The organism is Variovorax sp. HJSM1_2, assembly GCF_049316285.1.
GTDB lineage: Bacteria > Pseudomonadota > Gammaproteobacteria > Burkholderiales > Burkholderiaceae_C > Rhodoferax_B.
On record NZ_JBMOXA010000001.1, the window covers coordinates 392,951 to 412,474 of the forward strand.

Annotated in this window: 23 protein-coding genes; 14 read left to right on the forward strand and 9 right to left on the reverse strand. The window is 61.5% G+C overall.

Annotated features, from left to right (window positions below; all coding sequences use genetic code 11):
• Positions 1-26 precede the first annotated feature (26 nt).
• From ACFQ95_RS01785 to ACFQ95_RS01795, 3 genes are all read right to left on the reverse strand, one after another.
• Complete coding sequence (locus ACFQ95_RS01785; RefSeq protein ID WP_422829070.1) at positions 27-629, reverse strand: hypothetical protein; 603 nt, start codon at positions 627-629, stop codon at positions 27-29.
• A 125-nt stretch (positions 630-754) separates the two neighbouring features.
• Positions 755-1,243, reverse strand: coding sequence for a hypothetical protein (locus ACFQ95_RS01790; protein ID WP_422829071.1), 489 nt, complete (start codon positions 1,241-1,243; stop codon positions 755-757).
• 59 nt (positions 1,244-1,302) lie between these two features.
• On the reverse strand, positions 1,303-2,481 hold the full coding sequence (locus ACFQ95_RS01795; protein WP_422829072.1) for an MFS transporter: 1,179 nt from the start codon (positions 2,479-2,481) through the stop codon (positions 1,303-1,305).
• A 208-nt stretch (positions 2,482-2,689) separates the two neighbouring features.
• On the opposite strand from ACFQ95_RS01795, the gene ACFQ95_RS01800 reads away from it, so the two are divergent.
• Entirely contained in the window at positions 2,690-3,322 is a 633-nt protein-coding gene (locus tag ACFQ95_RS01800; protein WP_422829073.1) for a flavin reductase family protein, read from the forward strand.
• A 9-nt stretch (positions 3,323-3,331) separates the two neighbouring features.
• Here ACFQ95_RS01800 and soxR read toward each other — a convergent pair whose 3' ends face one another.
• Entirely contained in the window at positions 3,332-3,814 is a 483-nt protein-coding gene (gene soxR, locus ACFQ95_RS01805) for a redox-sensitive transcriptional activator SoxR (protein WP_422829074.1), read from the reverse strand.
• 85 nt (positions 3,815-3,899) lie between these two features.
• Between soxR and ACFQ95_RS01810 the strand changes: the two genes are divergently transcribed.
• Positions 3,900-4,361 carry a RidA family protein gene (locus tag ACFQ95_RS01810; RefSeq protein WP_422829075.1) on the forward strand — a complete coding sequence of 154 codons (462 nt, stop codon included), beginning with the start codon at positions 3,900-3,902 and terminating at the stop codon, positions 4,359-4,361.
• A 6-nt stretch (positions 4,362-4,367) separates the two neighbouring features.
• Here the strand turns inward: ACFQ95_RS01810 and ACFQ95_RS01815 are convergent, their stop codons facing one another.
• The 3 genes from ACFQ95_RS01815 to ACFQ95_RS01825 form a co-directional block, all read right to left on the reverse strand.
• On the reverse strand, positions 4,368-4,694 hold the full coding sequence (locus ACFQ95_RS01815) for a cupin domain-containing protein (protein WP_422829076.1): 327 nt from the start codon (positions 4,692-4,694) through the stop codon (positions 4,368-4,370).
• A gap of 89 nt (positions 4,695-4,783) precedes the next feature.
• The gene (locus ACFQ95_RS01820; RefSeq protein WP_422829077.1) at positions 4,784-5,317 is read right to left on the reverse strand and encodes a hypothetical protein; all 534 of its coding nucleotides are present in this window, start codon (positions 5,315-5,317) and stop codon (positions 4,784-4,786) included.
• Positions 5,318-5,328: 11 nt separating this feature from the next.
• A complete protein-coding gene (locus ACFQ95_RS01825) occupies positions 5,329-6,105 on the reverse strand; it encodes a DUF2092 domain-containing protein (protein ID WP_422829078.1) in 777 nt (258 codons plus the stop codon).
• Between the two features lie 298 nt (positions 6,106-6,403).
• Here ACFQ95_RS01825 and ACFQ95_RS01830 point away from each other — a divergent pair, with 298 nt between their 5' ends.
• The 12 genes from ACFQ95_RS01830 (at position 6,404) to ACFQ95_RS01885 (ending at position 18,307) form a co-directional block, all read left to right on the forward strand.
• Entirely contained in the window at positions 6,404-7,024 is a 621-nt protein-coding gene (locus ACFQ95_RS01830) for a hypothetical protein (RefSeq protein ID WP_422829079.1), read from the forward strand.
• A 69-nt stretch (positions 7,025-7,093) separates the two neighbouring features.
• Positions 7,094-7,315 (forward strand): hypothetical protein, encoded by a 222-nt coding sequence (locus ACFQ95_RS01835; RefSeq protein ID WP_422829080.1) that lies wholly within the window; start codon positions 7,094-7,096, stop codon positions 7,313-7,315.
• A gap of 165 nt (positions 7,316-7,480) precedes the next feature.
• Entirely contained in the window at positions 7,481-8,743 is a 1,263-nt protein-coding gene (gene urtA / locus ACFQ95_RS01840) for an urea ABC transporter substrate-binding protein (RefSeq protein ID WP_422829081.1), read from the forward strand.
• A gap of 111 nt (positions 8,744-8,854) precedes the next feature.
• Positions 8,855-10,435: an urea ABC transporter permease subunit UrtB gene (gene urtB / locus ACFQ95_RS01845; protein WP_422829082.1), complete on the forward strand. Its 1,581-nt coding sequence runs from the start codon at positions 8,855-8,857 to the stop codon at positions 10,433-10,435.
• Positions 10,436-10,465: 30 nt separating this feature from the next.
• Positions 10,466-11,617: an urea ABC transporter permease subunit UrtC gene (gene urtC / locus ACFQ95_RS01850; protein ID WP_422829083.1), complete on the forward strand. Its 1,152-nt coding sequence runs from the start codon at positions 10,466-10,468 to the stop codon at positions 11,615-11,617.
• The gene (gene urtD / locus ACFQ95_RS01855) at positions 11,614-12,492 is read left to right on the forward strand and encodes an urea ABC transporter ATP-binding protein UrtD (RefSeq protein ID WP_422829084.1); all 879 of its coding nucleotides are present in this window, start codon (positions 11,614-11,616) and stop codon (positions 12,490-12,492) included. The genes urtC and urtD overlap by 4 nt, the downstream gene beginning before the upstream one ends.
• A gap of 133 nt (positions 12,493-12,625) precedes the next feature.
• A complete protein-coding gene (gene urtE, locus ACFQ95_RS01860; protein ID WP_422829085.1) occupies positions 12,626-13,318 on the forward strand; it encodes an urea ABC transporter ATP-binding subunit UrtE in 693 nt (230 codons plus the stop codon).
• A gap of 169 nt (positions 13,319-13,487) precedes the next feature.
• The gene (locus ACFQ95_RS01865; protein WP_422829086.1) at positions 13,488-14,810 is read left to right on the forward strand and encodes an HDOD domain-containing protein; all 1,323 of its coding nucleotides are present in this window, start codon (positions 13,488-13,490) and stop codon (positions 14,808-14,810) included.
• Positions 14,811-14,992: 182 nt separating this feature from the next.
• Positions 14,993-15,208, forward strand: coding sequence for a hypothetical protein (locus tag ACFQ95_RS01870; RefSeq protein ID WP_422829087.1), 216 nt, complete (start codon positions 14,993-14,995; stop codon positions 15,206-15,208).
• A 28-nt stretch (positions 15,209-15,236) separates the two neighbouring features.
• A complete protein-coding gene (locus ACFQ95_RS01875) occupies positions 15,237-15,611 on the forward strand; it encodes a hypothetical protein (protein WP_422829088.1) in 375 nt (124 codons plus the stop codon).
• Between the two features lie 217 nt (positions 15,612-15,828).
• Positions 15,829-17,040 (forward strand): alanine transaminase, encoded by a 1,212-nt coding sequence (gene alaC, locus ACFQ95_RS01880; RefSeq protein WP_422829089.1) that lies wholly within the window; start codon positions 15,829-15,831, stop codon positions 17,038-17,040.
• 148 nt (positions 17,041-17,188) lie between these two features.
• Positions 17,189-18,307, forward strand: a complete 1,119-nt coding sequence (locus ACFQ95_RS01885; RefSeq protein ID WP_422829090.1) for an adenylate/guanylate cyclase domain-containing protein — start codon at positions 17,189-17,191, stop codon at positions 18,305-18,307.
• A 44-nt stretch (positions 18,308-18,351) separates the two neighbouring features.
• Here ACFQ95_RS01885 and ACFQ95_RS01890 read toward each other — a convergent pair whose 3' ends face one another.
• Both ACFQ95_RS01890 and ACFQ95_RS01895 read right to left on the reverse strand, forming a co-directional pair.
• Positions 18,352-19,182: an urease accessory protein UreD gene (locus ACFQ95_RS01890; protein ID WP_422829091.1), complete on the reverse strand. Its 831-nt coding sequence runs from the start codon at positions 19,180-19,182 to the stop codon at positions 18,352-18,354.
• 9 nt (positions 19,183-19,191) lie between these two features.
• Positions 19,192-19,491, reverse strand: coding sequence for a flagellar basal body protein (locus ACFQ95_RS01895; RefSeq protein ID WP_422829092.1), 300 nt, complete (start codon positions 19,489-19,491; stop codon positions 19,192-19,194).
• Between the last annotated feature and the right edge of the window lie 33 nt (positions 19,492-19,524).

Here is a 19,524-nt window from a genome sequence, read left to right on the forward strand (position 1 = left end):
GGATTGGGGTTCAGGAAACGACGGACTTAGCCCGCCACCAGGGCGAGATAGGCTTTGCGTGTGGCCGGCGAAACCGACGCTAACACTTGTGCATACGCGGTTTTATGACGCGCCAGCAAACGCGCCGAGGCCACGGTTTTTGATTTGCAGAACCAGTGGCAGGTGTGCTGCATCAAGAATAATTCTGCCGACATGGTGAAGGCCTTGTCGCGTGGTGAGGATTCGCCGTCCAGTGCTGCTGCGGCGATGCCGTTGGCATGGATGGCAAAGGCCTGGCGCAGGTCGAAGGTGGCTTGTGGCAGCAGTTGGGCTACGCCGGGAAGTGCGATAGGCAGGCGGCTCACGCGGGTGCTGTTGGCGTCGAGCCGGGCGAAGTCTTCGGCGAATTGGCTGAACTGCTCGCTCAACTGGCGCTCGGTGGTGCGCAGCAGGCTCCAGATCTGTTCGCGGCGTTCGCCGGGCTCTTCGCCCAGGGCGCGCAGATAGCCCTCGGTGAGGTTTTCCATGAGCTTTTCGATCTGGAAATGCCCCAGTTGGCTGCCCAGCAGCGCAATGTGTTGGCGCTGTGCCCGTGTGTTGAGCACGTAGACCACAACAGCCAAGATCAGAACCAGGGTCAAACCATCCATAGTATTCAAAAGGGGTGCAAGAAGCGCGGGGTGGGGGTTGATCGGAGTGGTAGCACACAGGGTGTACCACAGCCGGCAAAGCCGGTGTGAGGCTGCGTATTTGAGGTCGGCCGGGGGCTCGATTTTCAGCCGTTTTCCAGCGGAGTTTCTGTGGCAACCGCATTTTTTTGCCGGTGTTTCTGGCGCGGGAATGCCAGCGCCAGCGTGCGCAGCCACACCCACTCGTCGGCCACCAGCGCCAGAATGCAGCCCGTGACCGCAAAGGCACTGAGCACTTGCGGCGCCAGCGTCAACGTGCTGGCCAAAAAAATGCCGCCGCCCAACACCACACGGGCATGCCCCGCGCGCACGATGCTGCTGCCCACCAGTTGCAACACCACTTGGTTGAAGCTGTCGCGCCGTGCCGCAAACACCATGTTCAGTGTGCCTGCGCCACCCAGCAGGGCCACCACGGCGGCGATGCGCAGCCAGGCTTGCGGCCCGCGTTCAATCTGGAACAGCAGGGCATAGCAGGCGCCCGCCACGCTGAAGGACAACAATGCATCCCAGATGCGCGGCGCAAACCGCAGCAGGGCCAGCATGCGGGCCAGGCCCCAGGCCCAGCCAGCAGGCAATAAACACCATGAGGGCGCCGACCAGTACTGCCAGCACCAGCTGAACCGCTGGAGAACGCTTAGGCGACGGCCGCGCCTTGTGGCAGGGTTTGGGTGTCCTGCTTGTCGAGCCAAGCCATGTAGACGGCGAGCAAGAGTGCGCCCACGGCCACGGCAGAGGCCACCAGCGGGATGCTTTGCAGCGACCAGCCGGCGCTGATCACCACGCCACCCAGCCATGCGCCAATGGCGTTGCCCAGGTTGAAGGCGCCGATGTTCAGCGTCGATGCCAGGGCCGGTGCATCACCCGCTTGGGACACCACCCGCGCCTGTATGGGTGTGCCCACCGCAAACGACACCATGCCCCAGGCCACCACCGTGATCACCGCTGGCCAGACCCAGGCGCTGGTGATGGAGAACAGCGCCAGCACCAGCGCCAGCACCACAAAGATGCCGATCAGCGAGGGCAGCAGTTTCCAGTCGGCCAGGCGGCCACCCAGCAGGTTGCCTATGGTGATGCCCACGCCGCACAGCAGCAGTACGCCGCTGACCTGTTCGGGCGAGACGCCGGTCACGTCGCGCAAGATCGGTGCGATGTAGGTGAACATGGTGAACATGCTGGTTGAGGCGATCACGCTCAGGCTCAGGCCCAGCACCACGTGTTTGCGCTTGAGCACACGGAACTCGCCGAGCGCGCTGCCGGTGCTGGCGTGCTGGGTTTTGGGCACCCAGCGCAGCACGGCAAACAAGGCGAGCACACCGATGGCGGCCACCACCCAGAAGGTGGAGCGCCAGCCGCTGTGCTGGCCCAGCAGCGTGCCCAGGGGCACTCCCAGCACGTTGGCCAGGGTCAGGCCCGAGAACATCAAGGCCATGGCCTGGGCGCGCTTATTGGGCGCGACCACGCTGGCCGCCACCACCGCACCAATGCCGAAAAACGCCGCGTGGCAAAACGCCGTGGCCACACGCGCCACCATCAACCAGTTGTAGCTGGGCGCCAGGGCGCAGCCCAGGTTGCCGACGATGAACAACACCATCAGCCAGGCCAGCGTGATCTTGCGCGGCATACGGGTGGTGGCCACGGCCAGAATCGGGCCACCCACGGCCACGCCCAGCGCATAGGCCGACACCAACATGCCGGCCGCGGGAATGGAGACCGAAAGGTCCTGGGCCATTTCGGGCAGCAGGCCCAGAATCACGAATTCGGTAGTGCCAATGCCAAAAGCGGCAACGGCTAGCGCCAGCAGGGGGAGGTTCATGGAAAACGGGTGGGTTTGCGGATTACGGGAAAACCCGCAAATTCTAGAGGCGCAGGCAATTTCTTGCAGCGCAGCAAAATATGACCATTTTGTGCGATCTGGGCTTTATGGGCGTGCGCAAGCAGCTACTGATTTGAGAGTAATTTGTAGTCAGAGCCCGATGTAAAAATGGGCCTCTGTCGATTTTCAACAGTCTTTTCGTCTGCTTATGTCCGAACACCTCATTGACAGCCATTTCTACGAACCGCGTCTGGGCCACGGCCTGCCACACGACCCGTTCAACGCCATCGTCGGGCCGCGCCCCATAGGCTGGATTTCGTCGCACGACACCGAAGGCCGGCTGAACCTGGCGCCCTATAGCTTCTTCAACGCCTTCAACTACACGCCGCCGATTGTGGGCTTTGCCAGCGTTGGTGCCAAAGACACCTTGCGCAACATTCAGCAGACCGGCGAATTCGGCTGGAACTTGGCCACGCGCGCGTTGGCCGAGCCCATGAACCAAAGCTGCGCCGCCGTGCCGCCCGAGGTGGACGAGTTTTTGTTGGCGGGCCTCACGCCGCAGGCGTCGCGCGTGATCAAGGTGCCGCGTGTGGCCGAGAGCCCGGTGTCGTTTGAATGCAGGCTGACGCAGATCGTGCAGTTGCAGGGCGCCGATGGCACCCAGGTGCCGACCTGGCTGGTGCTGGGTGAAGTGGTGGCCGTGCACATCGCCAAGGCCTTGCTGAAAGACGGTGTTTACGATACCGCCGCCGCACGGCCGATTCTGCGCGGCGGCGGCCCGGCGGATTATTTTGAGCTGCGGCCGGAAGCCTTGTTTCGCATGTCGCGACCCAAGGTGTAGTTTTCGGGTTCAATCTTCAAAATGCGGCCCCGGTCCGGCCTGGGCCAGGCTGTCCTGTGCGTTGCGCAGCGGACAGGCTTTGAGTGACAGGCAGCCGCAGCCTATACAGCCATCCAACTGATCGCGCAACTGTGTCAGTGCCAGGATGCGTTCATCGAGTTCTTTTTTCCAGCCGCTGGACAGGCGACGCCAATCGGCCGCAGTGGGCGTGCGCGAGGCCGGCAGGCTGTCCAGTGCCGCGGCGATAGACGCCAGCGGAACGCCCACACGTTGTGCCACCTTGATCACCGCCACGCGGCGCAGCACCGAGCGCGGGTAGCGCCTTTGGTTGCCAGCGCTGCGCAGCGACTGAATCAAACCCTTTGTTTCGTAAAAATGCAGGGCTGACACCGCCAGCCCGCTGCGCGCGGCGAGTTCACCTACGCCGAGCTCGGACGGCGGTGCTGTCCACTCTTCGGTGGCGGCTGTTGCGGGCGCCAGCGTGCGCTTCATGGTCTTTGTCAAAATGGCTTGACCTCAAGTTAAGTTGAGATTTGATACTAGCGCCTTCTCTCAACTACTGATGTTTGAAAGCCTTATGTCCTCCGTTGTTTCTGCTGAAAACACCCGCGCCCCCAGGTTCATCAACCCGCCAGGGCTCTACGATCCGCGGCCGAATGCTTACACCCATGTAGTGGTGGCGCACGCACCCGCGCGGCTGGTGTATGTCGCCGGGCAGGGTGGTGAAGATGTCAGGGGCGGGCTGCCACAGGCGTTTGCCGCCCAGGTGCAGCAGGCACTGCACAACCTGATCACCGCGCTGAACGCGGCCAGTGCTTGCCTGGCGGACGTGGTCAAGCTCACGGTGTTGATCGTCGACCATGACGAAGAGCGCCTGGCTGTGCTGACCCATGCGATCAACGCCGCCTGGGGCCCGTGGCCCGCGCCCGCCTGCACCTTGATCCCGGTGCCGCGCCTGGCCTTGGATGGCATGCTGTTTGAGATCGAGGCCACGGCGGTGGCGCCACTCAAGCGCGAGGCCGTGAGTTATGTGTTTTAAAGCCGTTTATGGGTAGAAGACCGCCAGCCAGACCGTTGCTTGGGCCGGATCGGTCCAGCTCACGCGGTGTTTGCAGTGCGCCGGGATGTGAATATGGTCTCCCTTGCCCAGCGCCACCGTGCGGCCATCGTCGAACGTGAGTTCGCCACGGCCTTCGAGCACCAGCACCCATTCGTTTTCTGTCTGGTCGTACCAGCCTTGCTCAGGCGAGGTGTGGCCTAGTGAGACGATGCGCTCTATGCGCAGGTGGGGAGAGCGCAGAATGTCCTGCAAGCTTTCTGCCTCTGCGCTCGCGCGTGCTGTCGAGAGATCGAACAGATTAAGGGCTTGCATAGGGGCTATCGGTGTTTTGCCGACCCAAGCGAAACGAGGTCGGCGACCCGGATGGCCGTCGACCTCGCCGTTGTGAGCCTGCCGGGGTTTTAGTAGGGCGGGGCGATCACCACATACTGCGAGCCCTGCGGCTGGTACCAGGTGGTGCCGCATTGCTGGTACACCATGCCGCCGTAGTTCACCGGCACACAGCCCGCGGGTACGGTGCGCACCATGGAGCCTATCACCGCCGACGTCACCGCCACGGTGGCCGTGACGGCTGCCGCAGTGGCAATCGGGTGGTAATCGTTGTCCCAGCCGCCGCCGCAGCAACCGCCGTTGTGGTTCACGTTCACATTGACGTTTTGGTTGATGTTGGTGTTGCGATTGGTGTTGCGGTTGGATGTGTTCACATTGTTGACGCTGGAACTGCGCACGTTGTTGGCACGCGCGTCCACCGAGCGGCCACCGCCGCCGCCAGCATGGGCGCCACCACCGCCGCCGCCGCCACGCGCGGCGTGGCCGCCACCGCCACCACCGCCGCCACGTTCACCGCGGGCCTCAGCGCCCGGGACGTAGCTCAGGCTGCTGAGAAACAAGGCGGCCACCAGGGCCGAAGAGGCAGACTTTAAAGACAGCTTCATGACGGTACCCCTTACTTTTTCTTGAGAGGAACAATTTCAGCAAGCTTGGCGTCCTTGGGCGGCGCAAAGCTGAAGGTCGACGACTTGGTCTTGGGGCGCAAGTCCCAACCGAACAGGGTGACGGATTGTGGGCGCGCATCGTCGGAGCGGTTGGTGATGACCAGCTTGCGCGGCAAAGGCTTTTCGCCCGTGGTCAGCCACAGCTCCCAGTCTATGCTGCCCTGGCGAAAGGCATAGTGGTCGCACAGCGTGCCGTCGATGATGTCTTGTCCGGCAATCATGGCGGATTCGATGCCATCTAGCGGGGCTTGTGGTGTGCCCCAGACAAAAAGATCGGAAGCCGGCAACTCGACGCCATATTGCGTTTCCAGGCGGTCTATCAGTTCAGCAATGGTGCCGCTGTATTCCACCGTTGAATAAGACTTGAGTCCTGGGGTGTAGAGGGTGACCTTTTTTCCGTCGAAAATCAACTCTCGTTCGGAACGCGCACTGTGCATGGCGGCGCGAAATTTGTTGGGCCGGTCAATCTGTAGGTCGGCGCTTGCTGAATGCTGGAGTTTCTGGCCGTCGCTCAGCACACGTTCGCCGGTCATGTCGACCTCCACGCCAAAGCGCTTCAGCGACTGAAGGTGGGCGCCCATGTCCTTGAGCGCCTGGATGGCCGCGGGGTCTACAGCCTGTACCGGACTCGCAGCAGGGGCCGCGGCAGGTGTAGGCGTTTGCGCGAAGGTGGATCCTCCAGCTAACGCGGTGGTCAACACTATCGACGCAAAGAATTTGCGCTGCATACGGATCTCCCAGAGTTGTAAAGCACTCGGCGGGGTATTGATCTTTGACTCGCGGCGGAAACTGGACATCATTGGCGAGCACTAAGCATCTGACCCACTGAGCCAAATGATTCTAAAGCGACCGAATCGCGCGTCAAGTTGGGTCACTTGATCTACCTGCCATGGTTGACACTGGCTTGCCCCCAGCTTATTGGGGGCTGAGGGCATGGCTGCTGCCACAGAACGCGCAGGGATGCTGCCCATGTGCGCGGCTGCACCGGGCTTGGCATGCGCCATCAGGAGTGGAACAATGGACAACATGAAATCTCCACTTCTGCCCTGCGCCATTGTTCTCCGTGCGGTCTTGTTTGGCGCCGTTGTGGCCGTGATGCCAGCGACATCGGCCCTGGCCGAGTCTTTGCCACGCAAGGACTTGATGGTGGTGCTGCGCGAAACCTCCGACAGCGACAACGGCTTCAACGTCAGCACGCGGCCCGTCACGCCGCCTTTGACCGGCCAGGCGGTGCGTGTACGCAACGGCGAAAAAGCCACTTTGCGCATGGGGCGCAGCATGTCGGTGCGCTGGGAGGATTCCGTCGCCGGTTTCGGTGGTCGCAATGTGTCGGGCGGTGGTGTGCAATATGGTCGGACCACGCTGCAGGCTGGCCAAAGCATTACCGTGCAGCCGCGTTGGACCGGGGGCAACAACCCCGTCGTTGTGAGTGTGGAAATTCAAACCTCCAGCGTGGCGCAAGCCGATGCGCGCGTCGGCTCCGATTTGCCAACCCAGGTGCACGGTGAAACCATGACCACCGTGAGCGCCCCTATGGGCCAGTGGGTCACGCTGGCGGCGGATGAGCCGGAGGACACCGGCGTGCTCTCCAGCGACTCGGCCGGACGGCCGCGCCGGCTGCTGCAGTTGCGCGTGTTCGATCGCTGAGTCGGTGACCATGTGAGGCCGTGATCGTGTCTGCCCCGGCTGGGATAATGGGGATTTGCAAAGAATCCTATGGAACACGAAGAAATCGAACCCACTGAAGAATACGTGCCCGGCGTGGCCAATGGCCGCAACTTCATGGCCAAATTGATACGCGTGGGTGATGGCCCATGGTCCATCGACGTGGTGCATGTTGAAGGCCTGGCGCCTTTGCATGACACGGGCCGCAACTGGGCAGCCAAGGAGGAGGCCGTGCAGGCCGCCACGCAACTGGTGGCCGCCCTGGCCCATTGATGCTTCGGCCGATTTCTAGCTAAAGGGTATGGGCATACGCCACCCGGCGTATTTCCCGAACGGAACCCAATCTCTAAAGTTGTCTCATCGCCACACCAAAGACCTGCTGGCCACAGGACAGGGGTGTGGCGAGAGAAATTCATCCACAACTTTGGAGTAGCCAACATGCAACGTCGTTTTACCCTCAAGGCGCTGACCGCCGCTGTGGCCCTGAGTGGGCTGTCCGTCATTCCCGCACATGCACAAGACACCATCAAGGTCGGCGTGTTGCACAGCCTGTCGGGCACCATGGCCATTTCCGAGACCGTGCTCAAAGACACGGTGCTGATGGCCATTGACGAAATCAACGCCAAGGGCGGTGTGCTCGGCAAGAAGCTCGAGCCCGTGATCGTGGACCCGGCCTCCAACTGGCCGCTGTTTGCTGAAAAGACCAAACAACTGCTGGGTCAGGACAAGGTCGCCGTGATCTTCGGCTGCTGGACCAGCGTGTCGCGCAAGTCGGTGTTGCCAGTGGTCGAAGAAATGAACGGCCTGCTGTTCTACCCCGTGCAATACGAAGGTGAAGAACTGTCGAAGAACGTGTTCTACACCGGTGCCGCGCCTAACCAGCAAGCCATTCCGGCTGTGGATTACCTGATGAGCAAGGACGGTGGCGCCGCCAAGCGCTGGGTACTGCTGGGCACCGACTACGTCTACCCCCGCACGACCAACAAGATCCTGCGCGCCTACCTGAAGAGCAAGGGTGTGAAGGACAGCGACATCGACGAGAAGTACACGCCGTTTGGTCACTCCGATTACCAGACCATCGTGGCCGACATCAAGAAGTTCTCTGCCGGTGGCAAGACCGCTGTGGTCTCCACCATCAACGGCGACTCCAACGTGCCGTTCTACAAGGAACTCGGCAACGCCGGCCTGAAGGCCAAGGATGTGCCGGTCGTCGCCTTCTCTGTGGGTGAAGAAGAACTGCGCGGCGTGGACACCAAGCCGCTGGTCGGTCACCTGGCCGCATGGAACTACTTCATGTCGATCAAGAACCCGGAGAACACCGCCTTCATCAAGAAGTGGAGCGACTACGCCAAGGCCAAGAACATCGCCGGCCACAAGGACAAGCCTCTGACCAACGACCCGATGGAAGCCACCTACATCGGTATCAACATGTGGAAGCAAGCGGTTGAGAAAGCCAAGTCGACCGACACCGACAAAGTGATCGCCGCCATGGCCGGCCAAACCTTCAAGGCACCCAGCGGCATCGTCTCCAAGATGGACGAGAAGAATCACCACTTGCACAAGTCGGTGTTCATCGGGGAAATCAAGGCTGACGGCCAGTTCAACGTGGTGTGGAAGACGCCTGGCCCGGTCAAGGCCAAGCCATGGAGCCCCTTCATCGAAGGCAACGACAAGAAGAAGGACGAACCCGAAAAAATGTAATCGGGTTGGACGCCCTGGCCCATACATCTCGCCGACGAGTGTATGGGCCAGACCAGACCAGGCCGCCCCCGCGTGGGGCGGTCGCGGTTCACTTTTTCTACATCGATCTCCATGTCCTCCAGGCACCTCCTCCAATGCTTAGCGCTGGCGCTGCTGTTTTGCGTGAAAAGCGCTTTCCCTCTGACGGCTGATATGGCCAAAGCCATGGCCTCGGGCGAAACAGACGACCGCATTGCCGCTCTGCAAAAAGCCGCCGCCACGCCCGATGCCGCCACCGAAAGGCTGATACAGGCCATGGCCGATGACGCCGTGCGTGTGGCCGCAGGCAAGGTGTTCATCGTCGGCGACAAGACCATAGACGCCGTGACCGGAGCCGAGGCCAGCGTACCCGACGACGCTGAAGACGTGGTCAACAACAACCGTATGCGTGGCGAACTCGAGGCTGCACTGGCTGGCGTCAAGCTCACCTCAAGCGACCGCAACACCCGTGCCGAAGCCATCAAGACCCTGCAGGGTGAAAGCGACGAGTCGCGCCTGCCGCTGGTCGACAAGGCCCTGGCCGCAGAGACCGATGCCGCGCTCAAAGACCAGTTGAGCATGCTGCGTGCGCGCATCCTCATCAGCAGCCCCGAGAAATCGCGCCGCCTGGCCGCTGCCTTGCAGTTGGCGCAGAGCCAGAACCCCGCATCCAAGACCGTGCTGCTGGAGCAGCAGCGCGCCGAGACCGACCCCGAGGTGCAGGTCGCCATCACCAACGCGCTGCGTTCGGTGAATGAAGCTTTGGCCTGGGGCGATCGCCTGGGCGCCTTGTTCTCGGGCATCAGCCTAGGGTCCATCTTGCTGCTGGTGGCGCTGGGCCTGGCCATCACCTATGGGCTGATGGGCGTGATCAACATGGCCCATGGCGAACTGATGATGATTGGCGCCTACGCCACCTATGTGGTGCAGGGTGTGTTTCAAAAATACCTGCCAGCTGCCTTCGATTGGTATCTGGTCGCCGCCGTGCCCGTGGCCTTCATGGCTTCGGCCTTGATGGGCGCGCTGCTGGAACGCAGCGTTTTGCGCTTCCTGTATGGGCGCCCGCTGGAAACCTTGCTCGCCACCTGGGGCATTAGCCTGGTGTTGCAGCAACTGGTGCGCAACCTGTTTGGCGCGCAAAACGTCGGTGTGGAAAACCCCAGCTGGATGAGCGGCGGCATCCAAGTGCTGGACAACCTGCAACTGCCCTGGAACCGCGTGATCATCATAGGCTTTGCGATTGCGGTGTTGGCCGGCATGGCCTTCTTGATCAGCAAAACACGCCTCGGTTTGTTTGTGCGCGGCGTGACGCAAAACCGCCCCATCGCATCCTGCATGGGTGTGAACACCGCGCGTATCGACACCTATGCGTTTGCGCTTGGCTCTGGCATTGCGGGCCTGGCTGGCTGTGCGTTGAGCCAGGTCGGTAACGTGGGGCCAGACCTGGGCCAGGGTTACATCGTGGATGCCTTCATGGTGGTGGTGCTGGGCGGTGTGGGCCAATTGGCCGGCACGGTGTACGCGGCGCTGGGCCTGGGCGTGATCAACAAACTGCTGGAAGGCTGGACCGGTGCGGTGCTGGCCAAAATTGTGGTGCTGGTGTTGATTGTGGTGTTCATCCAGAAGCGACCACAGGGCATTTTTGCCATGAAGGGGCGTTCCGCCGAAGCCTGAACCAGTAGCAAAAGCCAGAGCCAAAAGACCATGACCCGTTCAACTCCCAACATCCCTCTGAGCGTGCAGCTGCCCAAGCCTGCACCGCTGCTGACCCGCGTAGGCTGGGCCAGCTTTCTGGTGGCGCTGATCGCCGTGTGCGCCCTGGCCCCCTTGCTGAACCTGGTGGTGCCCGCCGGCCACATGTTCCACCTTAGCGACTATGGCGTGGCCTTGGTCGGCAAGATCATGTGTTATGCCATCGTGGCGCTGGCCATGGACTTGATCTGGGGCTACACCGGGATTCTGAGCCTGGGCCACGGCGTGTTTTTTGCGCTCGGCGGCTACGCCATGGGCATGTATTTGATGCGCCAGATCGGCCGCGACGGCAACTACAAAAGCGACCTGCCGGACTTCATGGTGTTCCTCGACTGGAAAGAGCTGCCCTGGCACTGGGCGCTATCGGACAGCTTCATCGCCACGCTTTTGTTGATTGTGGTGGTGCCCGGTCTGGTGGCGTTTGTATTTGGCTTCTTCGCCTTCCGCTCGCGCATCAAGGGGGTGTACTTCTCCATCATCACGCAGGCCCTGACCTTCGCCGCCATGCTGCTGTTCTTCCGTAATGAAACCGGCTTTGGTGGCAACAACGGCTTCACCGATTTCAAGCGCATCCTGGGTGTGCCGATTGCCACCCCCAACATTCGCATGCTGCTGTTTGTGTTGACGGGCGTGACGCTGCTGGGCTTCTTCCTGTTTGCGCGTTGGCTGGTCAGCAGCAAGTTCGGCCGCGTGCTGCAAGCCATTCGCGATGCCGAAACACGCGTCATGTTCTCGGGCTATAACCCGCTGGGCTACAAACTCACCATCTGGACGCTGTCGGCCGTGATGTGTGGTGTGGCGGGTGCGTTGTATGTGCCGCAAGTGGGCATCATCAACCCCAGCGAAATGAGCCCGGCGAATTCGATTGAGATGGCCGTGTGGGTGGCCGTGGGTGGCCGCGCCACCTTGATTGGCCCGATCATCGGTGCCTTCATCGTCAACGGCGCCAAGAGCTGGCTGACGGTCACCGCGCCCGAGTTCTGGTTGTACTTTTTGGGCGCGCTGTTTATTGCGGTGACGCTGTACCTGCCCAATGGCGTCGTGGGCTTGGTGCGTAAATGGGTGGCGAAATCGGCCGAGAAATCGAAGGAGAGCAAGGCATGACGCCCGATCTGATGGAAGAGGGCGCACGGCGCTTGGCGGAACACGACAGCGTGGCGCATGGCCACGGCAAAACCGAATCAGGTGGCCGAACGGCCGGCTTCTCGCGCATTGCGACCCCTGGCGAGGTGGACGTGACACACGGCCGCATTCTGTACCTGGAAGACGTGAGTGTGAGCTTTGATGGCTTCAAGGCCATCAACAAACTCAACCTCGACATCGCGCCGGGTGAGCTGCGCTGCATCATTGGCCCCAATGGTGCGGGCAAGACCACCATGATGGACATCATCACCGGCAAGACGCGGCCCAATGAAGGCCATGTGTTCTTCGGCAGCACGATTGATTTGCTGCGCCACACCGAGCCGGAGATTGCGCAACTGGGCATTGGCCGCAAGTTTCAAAAGCCAACGGTGTTTGAGCATCTCAGCGTGTTTGAGAATCTGGAGCTGGCGCTGAAGACCGACAAACGCGTGAAGCCGTCGATGTTCTTCAAGCTCGACTCGGCACAGAGCGACCGGCTCGCGGAGATCCTGCAGACCATTCATCTGGCCGACAGCGTGGCGCGCATGGCGGGCAACCTGAGCCATGGGCAGAAGCAGTGGCTGGAGATCGGCATGCTCTTGATGCAAGATCCCAAGCTGCTGCTGCTCGACGAGCCTGTGGCCGGCATGACAGACGAAGAAACCGCGCGCACCGCCGAGCTGTTCTTGACGCTCAAGGGCAAACATTCGTTGATGGTGGTGGAGCACGACATGAGCTTCATCAAGACCATCTCGGAGATTGTCACGGTGCTGTGTGATGGCTCGGTGCTGGCGCAAGGAACGCTGGACCAGGTGCAGTCGGATGAGCGCGTCATTGAGGTTTATCTTGGCCGCTAGATTGCTCTCTTTTGTTGACGCCGCTGGCCGGGATGTGCGCCCGGCGGCGCAGTCACTTTCTTTTGGCGAAGCAAAAGAAAGTTACTGCGCTGCCGGGCGCATTCCCCGGCCTCTAACCCTAGAGAAGCCCCTTATGCTGAACGTCAAGAACATCAACCAATACTACGGCGGCTCCCACATCCTGCGCGACGTGAGCCTGGAAACCCGCCTGGGCAAAGTCACCGTGCTGCTGGGGCGCAACGGCGTGGGCAAGACCACCTTGCTCAAATCGCTGATGGGTTTGGTGCCCATCAAAACCGGCAGCGTTGAACTCGACGGCAAAGCCATACAGGGCTTCACGCCTTATGAACGTGCGCGCGCTGGCATAGGCTTTGTGCCGCAGGGCCGCGAAATCTTTGCGCGCCTCACGGTGGAAGAAAACCTGCGTATGGGCCTGGCCTACAAAAGTGCCAGCACACCCATACCCGAAGAGTTGTTCACGCTGTTCCCGGTGCTCAAGCAAATGCTGCACCGGCGTGGTGGTGACCTGTCGGGCGGGCAACAGCAGCAACTTGCGATTGCACGCGCGCTGGCGGCCGGCCCCAAATTGCTGATCCTGGACGAACCCACCGAAGGCATACAACCCAGCATCATCAAAGACATAGGCCGCGTGATCCGCATGCTGGCCGATCGCGGCACCATGTCGATCTTGCTGGTGGAGCAGTACTACGATTTCGCCCAGGAGTTGGCCGACGACTACCTGGTGATGGAGCGCGGCGAGTTTGTTGCGCGCGGCCAAGGCAAGAACATGGAGGCAGATGGCGTGCGTGGCTTGGTGGCGATTTGATGATGCACAACGCTTGAGCAGGTTTGCGTAACAAATTTGTACACTTTTCGATGAATGGCGCTAGAGTGAGGCGGTTGCTCACTTGTTCACTCTTGCCATGACGTCGTTTTTCAAGCGGATGTTCTCCAAAGCGCGTGCGCCTGAGCCAGTTCCACCGGCACCGCCTCCCTTGCTTGAACATCCTGTGGCTACAAGCGTGCCGCAAGCCGTTCCCGCTGCTGCACCGGTCGTTTCGCGCGTGCCCGCGCTGGCACCAGCCGCGCGTCGTCCTCTGATGGCGCCTTCGGGCGAGGTGGTGGGGTTTGAGTTTCATGTGACGCCGGATGTTTTGCGCAAAGTGGCGGGCGACGCCACGCTGCAAGCCGCGCATATGGCCATGCTGCTGGTGTCGGCGCGTTTGGTGTCCATGGGCGGCAGGGTAGGGCTGGCGCAAGTGCCAGCGGCCTGGTTGGCGTGCGCGACCGTTCCGCAAGACGAGTCCGGCACACTCATCGGTTTGGTGTTCGACAGCGCCGAGCCGCTGACCCCGGAGGTACAAAGTGGATTGGTGGCGGCGATCGACCAGTTCCGCCGGGTGGGCGCCCAACTGGCCTGGGAAGCCGCATACGACCTGGGCTCCATGCCGGACTACCTGCTGCTGCGCCCGGCCGCCGGGCAGACCGCCCAAGCCTTGTTGCAAATTCTGCAAACACGTCTGCCAGCCCAGCAGGCTTTGCCCGTGATTGCCACCGACCTCGGCAGTGTGGAAGACCTCGAATGGGTGCTGCGCAACGGTGTCCGCCTGGCCAGCGGACAGTTGCAGGAAACCAAACCCCGGTTGAACCCCGCGGGCGAGTTGGCTCCCGAGGTTGGGCGCTTGGCACGCTTGGTGGCCTTGCTCTCCTCGGATGCCGAACTCGATGAAATTGTCGGTGTGATCAAGGGGGACATCAGCATTTCGGTCAAGCTGCTGCAACGCATGAGCGGCGCCAGTTTTGTGCATCTGGGTACCGTTACCAGCATCGAGCGTGCGGTGCAGTTGCTGGGGCGCAAGGAGCTGCACCGTTGGCTATCGTCGATGCTGATGCAGTTTGCCCAAAAGCGTACGTTGTCGTCGGCCTTGCAGGAGGTGGCGCTGTGGCGGGCGCGGCTGTTGGAGCTGCTGGCGATAGAGCGCGGTGAAAGCGACTCGGGACGCTTTTTCACCCTCGGCCTGGGGTCCATGCTCGGCGTGATTTTGAAGATTCCTCCGGCTGAAGTCGCCAAAATCCTGAGTTTGTCGCCCGAGGCTACACAGGCATTGCTGGCCCAAGCCGGCCCGTGCTGGGCTTACCTGCGCATCGCCAAGCAGGTGGAGAGCCAAACGCTGGCCGATGCCGACACTGTGGCAGAGGGCTTTGGCCATGCGGCGCGGGTGCTGGCTTTGTCGGATGAAGCCTGGCAATGGGCCGCACAACACTCGGGCCAAGGGGCCGGGGCGGGGGCGCCCAAGACCATGGCCGAGCCCGCCTGAGGGATGCGGCAGCCTAATGTGCTGTCCCATCAAGAACTGCACATGAAATCCTGCCTCTGGCGCCTTGCCCTGACACCAGATCATCGATTTCATTTTGCGCAGCAATTTTGAGGACTCCGCACCAGGGCATTGATTACAAGTCTTTACATTCGTAAAATCGGGGCTTGATTCAGGAGGGCACCATGGCGGATATCAGCGTTTCATCGGATTACCGGCAAGTCGCTGCCTCGACCCAGCCGGCGCCCGTCAGTGAAGACGTCGCACGGCAGCGTCGGCGCGAGTTTGAGGCCGATTCCGAGCCCAAGTCCATCAGCGATTGGCAATCGGGCGTACCGCCCAAACCGGTGGTGAACAGCCAGGGCCAAACCATTGGCAGCATCGTCAATACGACTGCCTGAGTGGTAGCCGCAACACCTCGTTCTGATCATGCTGGGTATCACCGCCAGTAGCGCCACCTTAGCGCTGTCCGCCACGGTCGATAAAACGCGCGTGGTGCAGACCCGGCGTGATGCCGAGCAAGCGCAAAATGTTGCGGACGACCTGCGCCGTCGAGCTGATGACGCCAACCGCACGGCGAAAGTAAGCCAGGACAATGCGCGTGAACTCGCAGAGCGCAGCAACCAGTTGATCGCGAATTACGTGCAAGCCCAAAGCGGGGTTAGCTCGGAGCCTCGGGTTTCAGCTGCCGTGGCCGCCACACGGGTGTATTCGTCACCGCAACCCACGGCTTCACTTTTGCTTCCCGTGGTGGTGAACACCCAAGGGCAGGCTACAGGCCAGTTGGTCAACCTCAGTGCGTAGCTTGTGCTTCACCCCCAGGCTCCAGTGCTGCGCACTTGGCGCCAACCCCCTTGCAGGTGGCGCACCTGCAGCCTGGCGGAGCCAGTTCTGCGGTGGCTCTGATCGGCGTGTAGACGATCTGCTTTTTGGGTTAGCTGTCTGCTAAGATGCCTGTGGGCCCGCCACATTGCGGGCCACGTCGCTCGGACGGTTCCGGGCGCTCACGTGAAAGTATTCCATGGCTGCATCCTCCGCAGGCAAGCGCCGTTTCGCGCGCATTGACCGCCTTCCCCCCTACGTTTTCAACATCACCGCCGAACTCAAGCTGGCGGCGCGTCGGCGTGGCGAAGACATCATCGATATGAGCATGGGCAACCCCGACGGGGCCACGCCGCCGCACATCGTGCAAAAACTGGTGGAGGTGGCGCAGCGCCCCGACACCCATGGCTACTCGGCCAGCAAAGGCATTCCGCGCCTGCGCCGCGCCATCAGCCATTGGTACAAGGATCGTTATGCGGTCGACATCGACGCCGACAGCGAAGCCATCGTCACCATAGGCTCCAAAGAAGGCCTGGCGCACTTGATGCTGGCCACGCTGGACCGTGGCGACACCGTGCTGGTACCCGACCCCAGCTACCCCATCCACATCTACGGCGCGGTGATTGCCGGTGCAGATATCCGATCGGTGCCCTTGGTTCCGGGTGTCGACTTCTTTGCCGAACTGGAGCGCGCCATTCGCGGCAGCTACCCCAAGCCGAAGATGATGGTGCTGGGTTTTCCCAGCAACCCTACGGCCCAATGTGTAGAGCTGGACTTCTTCGAGCGTGTGGTGGCTCTGGCCAAGAAACATGACATCTTTGTGGTGCACGACCTGGCCTATGCCGACATCGTGTTCGACGGCTGGAAGGCGCCAAGCATCATGCAGGTGCCCGGTGCCAAAGACATTGCGGTGGAGTTCTTCACGCTCTCGAAGAGCTACAACATGGCCGGCTGGCGCATAGGCTTCATGGTGGGCAATCCCGATCTGGTCGCGGCCTTGGCGCGCATCAAAAGCTACCACGACTACGGCACCTTCACGCCGCTGCAAGTGGCCGCCATCGCCGCATTGGAAGGTGATCAAGGCTGCGTGCAGGAGATCGCCAACACCTACAAAACCCGGCGTGATGTGTTGTTCAAAGGCCTGACCGAAGCAGGCTGGGCGGTGGATTGCCCCAAGGCCTCGATGTACATCTGGGCGCGTATCCCCGAGCAGTACCGTGCCTTGGGTTCGCTGGAGTTCGCCAAGCAGTTGATGGAGCGTGCCAAGGTGTGTGTGTCGCCCGGCATTGGTTTTGGCGACCACGGCGACGACCATGTGCGTTTTGCCTTGATCGAGAACGAGGCCCGCATTCGCCAGGCGGTGCGCGGCATCAAGGCGATGTTCAAGGCCGACGGCATTCCGCCCGGTTAAGACGCGCCAGGTCAGCGCCTGCACCTTCATCGTGTGGATGGACATTCTTTTTTGCGCGAATTCGCGCGCTTAAGGGTAGCCGATGGGCCGGGGCGGGGGGATTGTTGGCAGAATCTGCGCCCATACCATCTGAATAATGCAGGACCGTATGAATACAGACCTTGGTTCCCAAACTCTGGACCAGTTGCAGGCGCTGATCACCCGTGAAAAGGGTTCACCGTTGTCGCCTGACGGCGCGGCCGAAGCTGAGGCGATGCTGTTCATGCTGGCACGCCATGGCGGCCGTGCCGATACCGAGACACTGCCCGCAGCGAAAACCCCGCCAGCTCCACATGTGGTGGACGAGCGCGAGGTGACCATTCTGGTGGCCGACTTGCGTGGCTTCGTGGCACTCACGGCGACGCAGCCTGCGGGAGTCATTGTCTCCATGCTCAACCAGTGCCTGGAGACCCTGGGGGCGGTGATTGCGCGCTGCCAAGGCACCATAGACAAGTTTTCCGGCGATTCGATCACCGTCTTGTTTGGCGCCCCGGTGGCGCGTGAAGACGATGTACAGCGTGCGCTGATTTGTGCTGCCGAAATGCAGGTGGCGATGCTCGAATTAAACCTCGGCTTTCAACGCCGGCGTTTGCCTGAGTTGTACATCGGCATTGGCATCAACACCGGCAAGGTGATGGCGGGCCGCTTTGGCCCTGAAGCCTTTGCGCAATACACCGTGATCGGCAACGAGGTGAGCCTGGCCTCGCGTATTGAAGCCTTCAGCCTGCGCGGCCAGGTGCTGCTGAGCGAAAGCGCCTACCAGCGCGGCGGTGCCGGTGTACTGGTGACCGAGCCGCGCGAGGTGTTTGTCGCCGGCAAGTTCAAGCCGGTGCAGGTGCGCGAATTGGTGGCCATTCCGTCGCTGCGCCTCAAGGTGCCGCGCCAGGAGTTCCGCCGCAGCCACCGCGCAGAAGTGCGTGTGCCGTGTACCCTGCAACTGATTGAAGGCAAAACCATTTTGCCCACGCCCATCAAGGCGAGCATCTTGGACATTGGCTACCACGGCGTGTTGCTGGAGCTGGACTACCCGCTGGAGTTGCAGCAGGCGGTGAAGCTCAACTTCGACATGACCTTGGTCGACTATCCGGTGAACGACGTGTTTGCGCGCATCACCAAGATGAAGCACGAAGAGGGCCATTTGCTGGCCGGGCTGGAGTTCACGGCGCTGAGTTCAGAGACCAATAACAAGTTGCAGATGTTTGTGCAATTGCTGGTTGGTGCGCAGTAATGGCGCCTGAAGCGCTCGTCATTAGACGCTTTTCTGGCGCCGCCTTACATCGCCCAGATGCGCGGCGGTGTCGCCGATAGGGCCCATAACTCAGAACGCCACGCCGTCCATACGCGGCGCAGCACTTCCACCGCAGGCTCCACCAATGGGGCCAACACCCGCACCAGCACCACCTGCGCGCAAGGGCTGGTGGCGCCCACAGTGGGCAGCAGGGCATGGCCGGCGATGGCCGCACGTGCGGCATCCAATGCGCGTTCGCGGCGCTTGCGCTCCAGTGGACTGCCGGTCAGGAAAAACAAGGTGGCCACACAGCGGTTGCCATTCAGGCCAAGAGGCCGGTCCATCAGCAAGCTGTCGGCCGCATCGAGCTTGGCGCGCTCCAACCATACGCCGGGCATCTCCAGATGTTGGCGCAACTGGCCTTGCACAAAAGGCTGCTGGGCTTGCGGCAAGCCCAGGGCGGTGATGTCCCAGCCCATCATTTCAGCGCCAGGCGCGAGCTCAAACTGCAGGCGGTTTTCGGCCAGGCACTGGTTGTAGCAAATCGCCTCGGCGGGCAGCCATTCGAGACGTGCATCGGCGGCGAGTTTGATCTGCGTGTTTTGCAAGGCGGCTGCACCGGCCGAGCGGTAGAAACGGGTGGCGCCAGGGGTGGTCACCAAGCCGTGGGCAAACGGCGCCACCTTGACTTCGATATCGAGCCGGTCGCCGCCGACCAGACCGCCTGGTGGATGCACCAGTACGTTGTGGCAGACAGCGTTGCCCTCGGGATAAAGGCTTTGCAGAATGCGCAGTGGGCCGTTGTGCAGGTGGCGCGCAACGCTGCGTTGCGCTTCGAATGTGTAGTCGAGTTGGAGCCGGGCGTGCCAGGTCATTGCGCTAGGTCAAGCAACCTGATCGATAAGCGTGCCCAGCATCTTTTCACTGGACTTGAATACCGCTAAATTCGCAAGGTAGTCGTTTTTCGCCTGCAGTTGATCGACGACGTCGCTCACCATGTCTTCGCCAACTGTATTGGCGCGGCGCACTTGAGTGCTCACACCCCCTTCGGCATTGGGTGTTTGCGCCACTTCCAGCGGGCGAAAACCTTCGGTCTGACCATTGGCGATGTTGTGCGCCGAGGTTTGCAGACGCACTTGAGCGGCTTGCATGCCTGAAAGGGAGATGGCCGAGAGGGTATTCATAACAAGAAGTCTCGTGTCTGAGAGATGAGCGTG

Excerpts from the sequence above, each read along its gene's own strand:
- ACFQ95_RS01875 (WP_422829088.1), top strand. The coding sequence starts at position 15,237 with ATGCTGGGTATCACCGCCAGTAGCGCCACCTTAGCGCTGTCCGCCACG.
- urtC (WP_422829083.1), top strand. The coding sequence starts at position 10,466 with ATGACCCGTTCAACTCCCAACATCCCTCTGAGCGTGCAGCTGCCCAAG.
- ACFQ95_RS01820 (WP_422829077.1), bottom strand. The coding sequence starts at position 5,317 with ATGAAGCTGTCTTTAAAGTCTGCCTCTTCGGCCCTGGTGGCCGCCTTG.
- alaC (WP_422829089.1), top strand. The coding sequence starts at position 15,829 with ATGGCTGCATCCTCCGCAGGCAAGCGCCGTTTCGCGCGCATTGACCGC.
- ACFQ95_RS01795 (WP_422829072.1), bottom strand. The coding sequence starts at position 2,481 with ATGAACCTCCCCCTGCTGGCGCTAGCCGTTGCCGCTTTTGGCATTGGC.
- ACFQ95_RS01870 (WP_422829087.1), top strand. The coding sequence starts at position 14,993 with ATGGCGGATATCAGCGTTTCATCGGATTACCGGCAAGTCGCTGCCTCG.
- urtE (WP_422829085.1), top strand. The coding sequence starts at position 12,626 with ATGCTGAACGTCAAGAACATCAACCAATACTACGGCGGCTCCCACATC.
- ACFQ95_RS01800 (WP_422829073.1), top strand. The coding sequence starts at position 2,690 with ATGTCCGAACACCTCATTGACAGCCATTTCTACGAACCGCGTCTGGGC.
- ACFQ95_RS01815 (WP_422829076.1), bottom strand. The coding sequence starts at position 4,694 with ATGCAAGCCCTTAATCTGTTCGATCTCTCGACAGCACGCGCGAGCGCA.
- urtA (WP_422829081.1), top strand. The coding sequence starts at position 7,481 with ATGCAACGTCGTTTTACCCTCAAGGCGCTGACCGCCGCTGTGGCCCTG.
- ACFQ95_RS01890 (WP_422829091.1), bottom strand. The coding sequence starts at position 19,182 with ATGACCTGGCACGCCCGGCTCCAACTCGACTACACATTCGAAGCGCAA.
- ACFQ95_RS01785 (WP_422829070.1), bottom strand. The coding sequence starts at position 629 with ATGGATGGTTTGACCCTGGTTCTGATCTTGGCTGTTGTGGTCTACGTG.
- ACFQ95_RS01830 (WP_422829079.1), top strand. The coding sequence starts at position 6,404 with ATGAAATCTCCACTTCTGCCCTGCGCCATTGTTCTCCGTGCGGTCTTG.
- ACFQ95_RS01810 (WP_422829075.1), top strand. The coding sequence starts at position 3,900 with ATGTCCTCCGTTGTTTCTGCTGAAAACACCCGCGCCCCCAGGTTCATC.
- ACFQ95_RS01835 (WP_422829080.1), top strand. The coding sequence starts at position 7,094 with ATGGAACACGAAGAAATCGAACCCACTGAAGAATACGTGCCCGGCGTG.
- urtD (WP_422829084.1), top strand. The coding sequence starts at position 11,614 with ATGACGCCCGATCTGATGGAAGAGGGCGCACGGCGCTTGGCGGAACAC.
- ACFQ95_RS01825 (WP_422829078.1), bottom strand. The coding sequence starts at position 6,105 with ATGCAGCGCAAATTCTTTGCGTCGATAGTGTTGACCACCGCGTTAGCT.
- urtB (WP_422829082.1), top strand. The coding sequence starts at position 8,855 with ATGTCCTCCAGGCACCTCCTCCAATGCTTAGCGCTGGCGCTGCTGTTT.
- soxR (WP_422829074.1), bottom strand. The coding sequence starts at position 3,814 with ATGAAGCGCACGCTGGCGCCCGCAACAGCCGCCACCGAAGAGTGGACA.
- ACFQ95_RS01885 (WP_422829090.1), top strand. The coding sequence starts at position 17,189 with ATGAATACAGACCTTGGTTCCCAAACTCTGGACCAGTTGCAGGCGCTG.
- ACFQ95_RS01895 (WP_422829092.1), bottom strand. The coding sequence starts at position 19,491 with ATGAATACCCTCTCGGCCATCTCCCTTTCAGGCATGCAAGCCGCTCAA.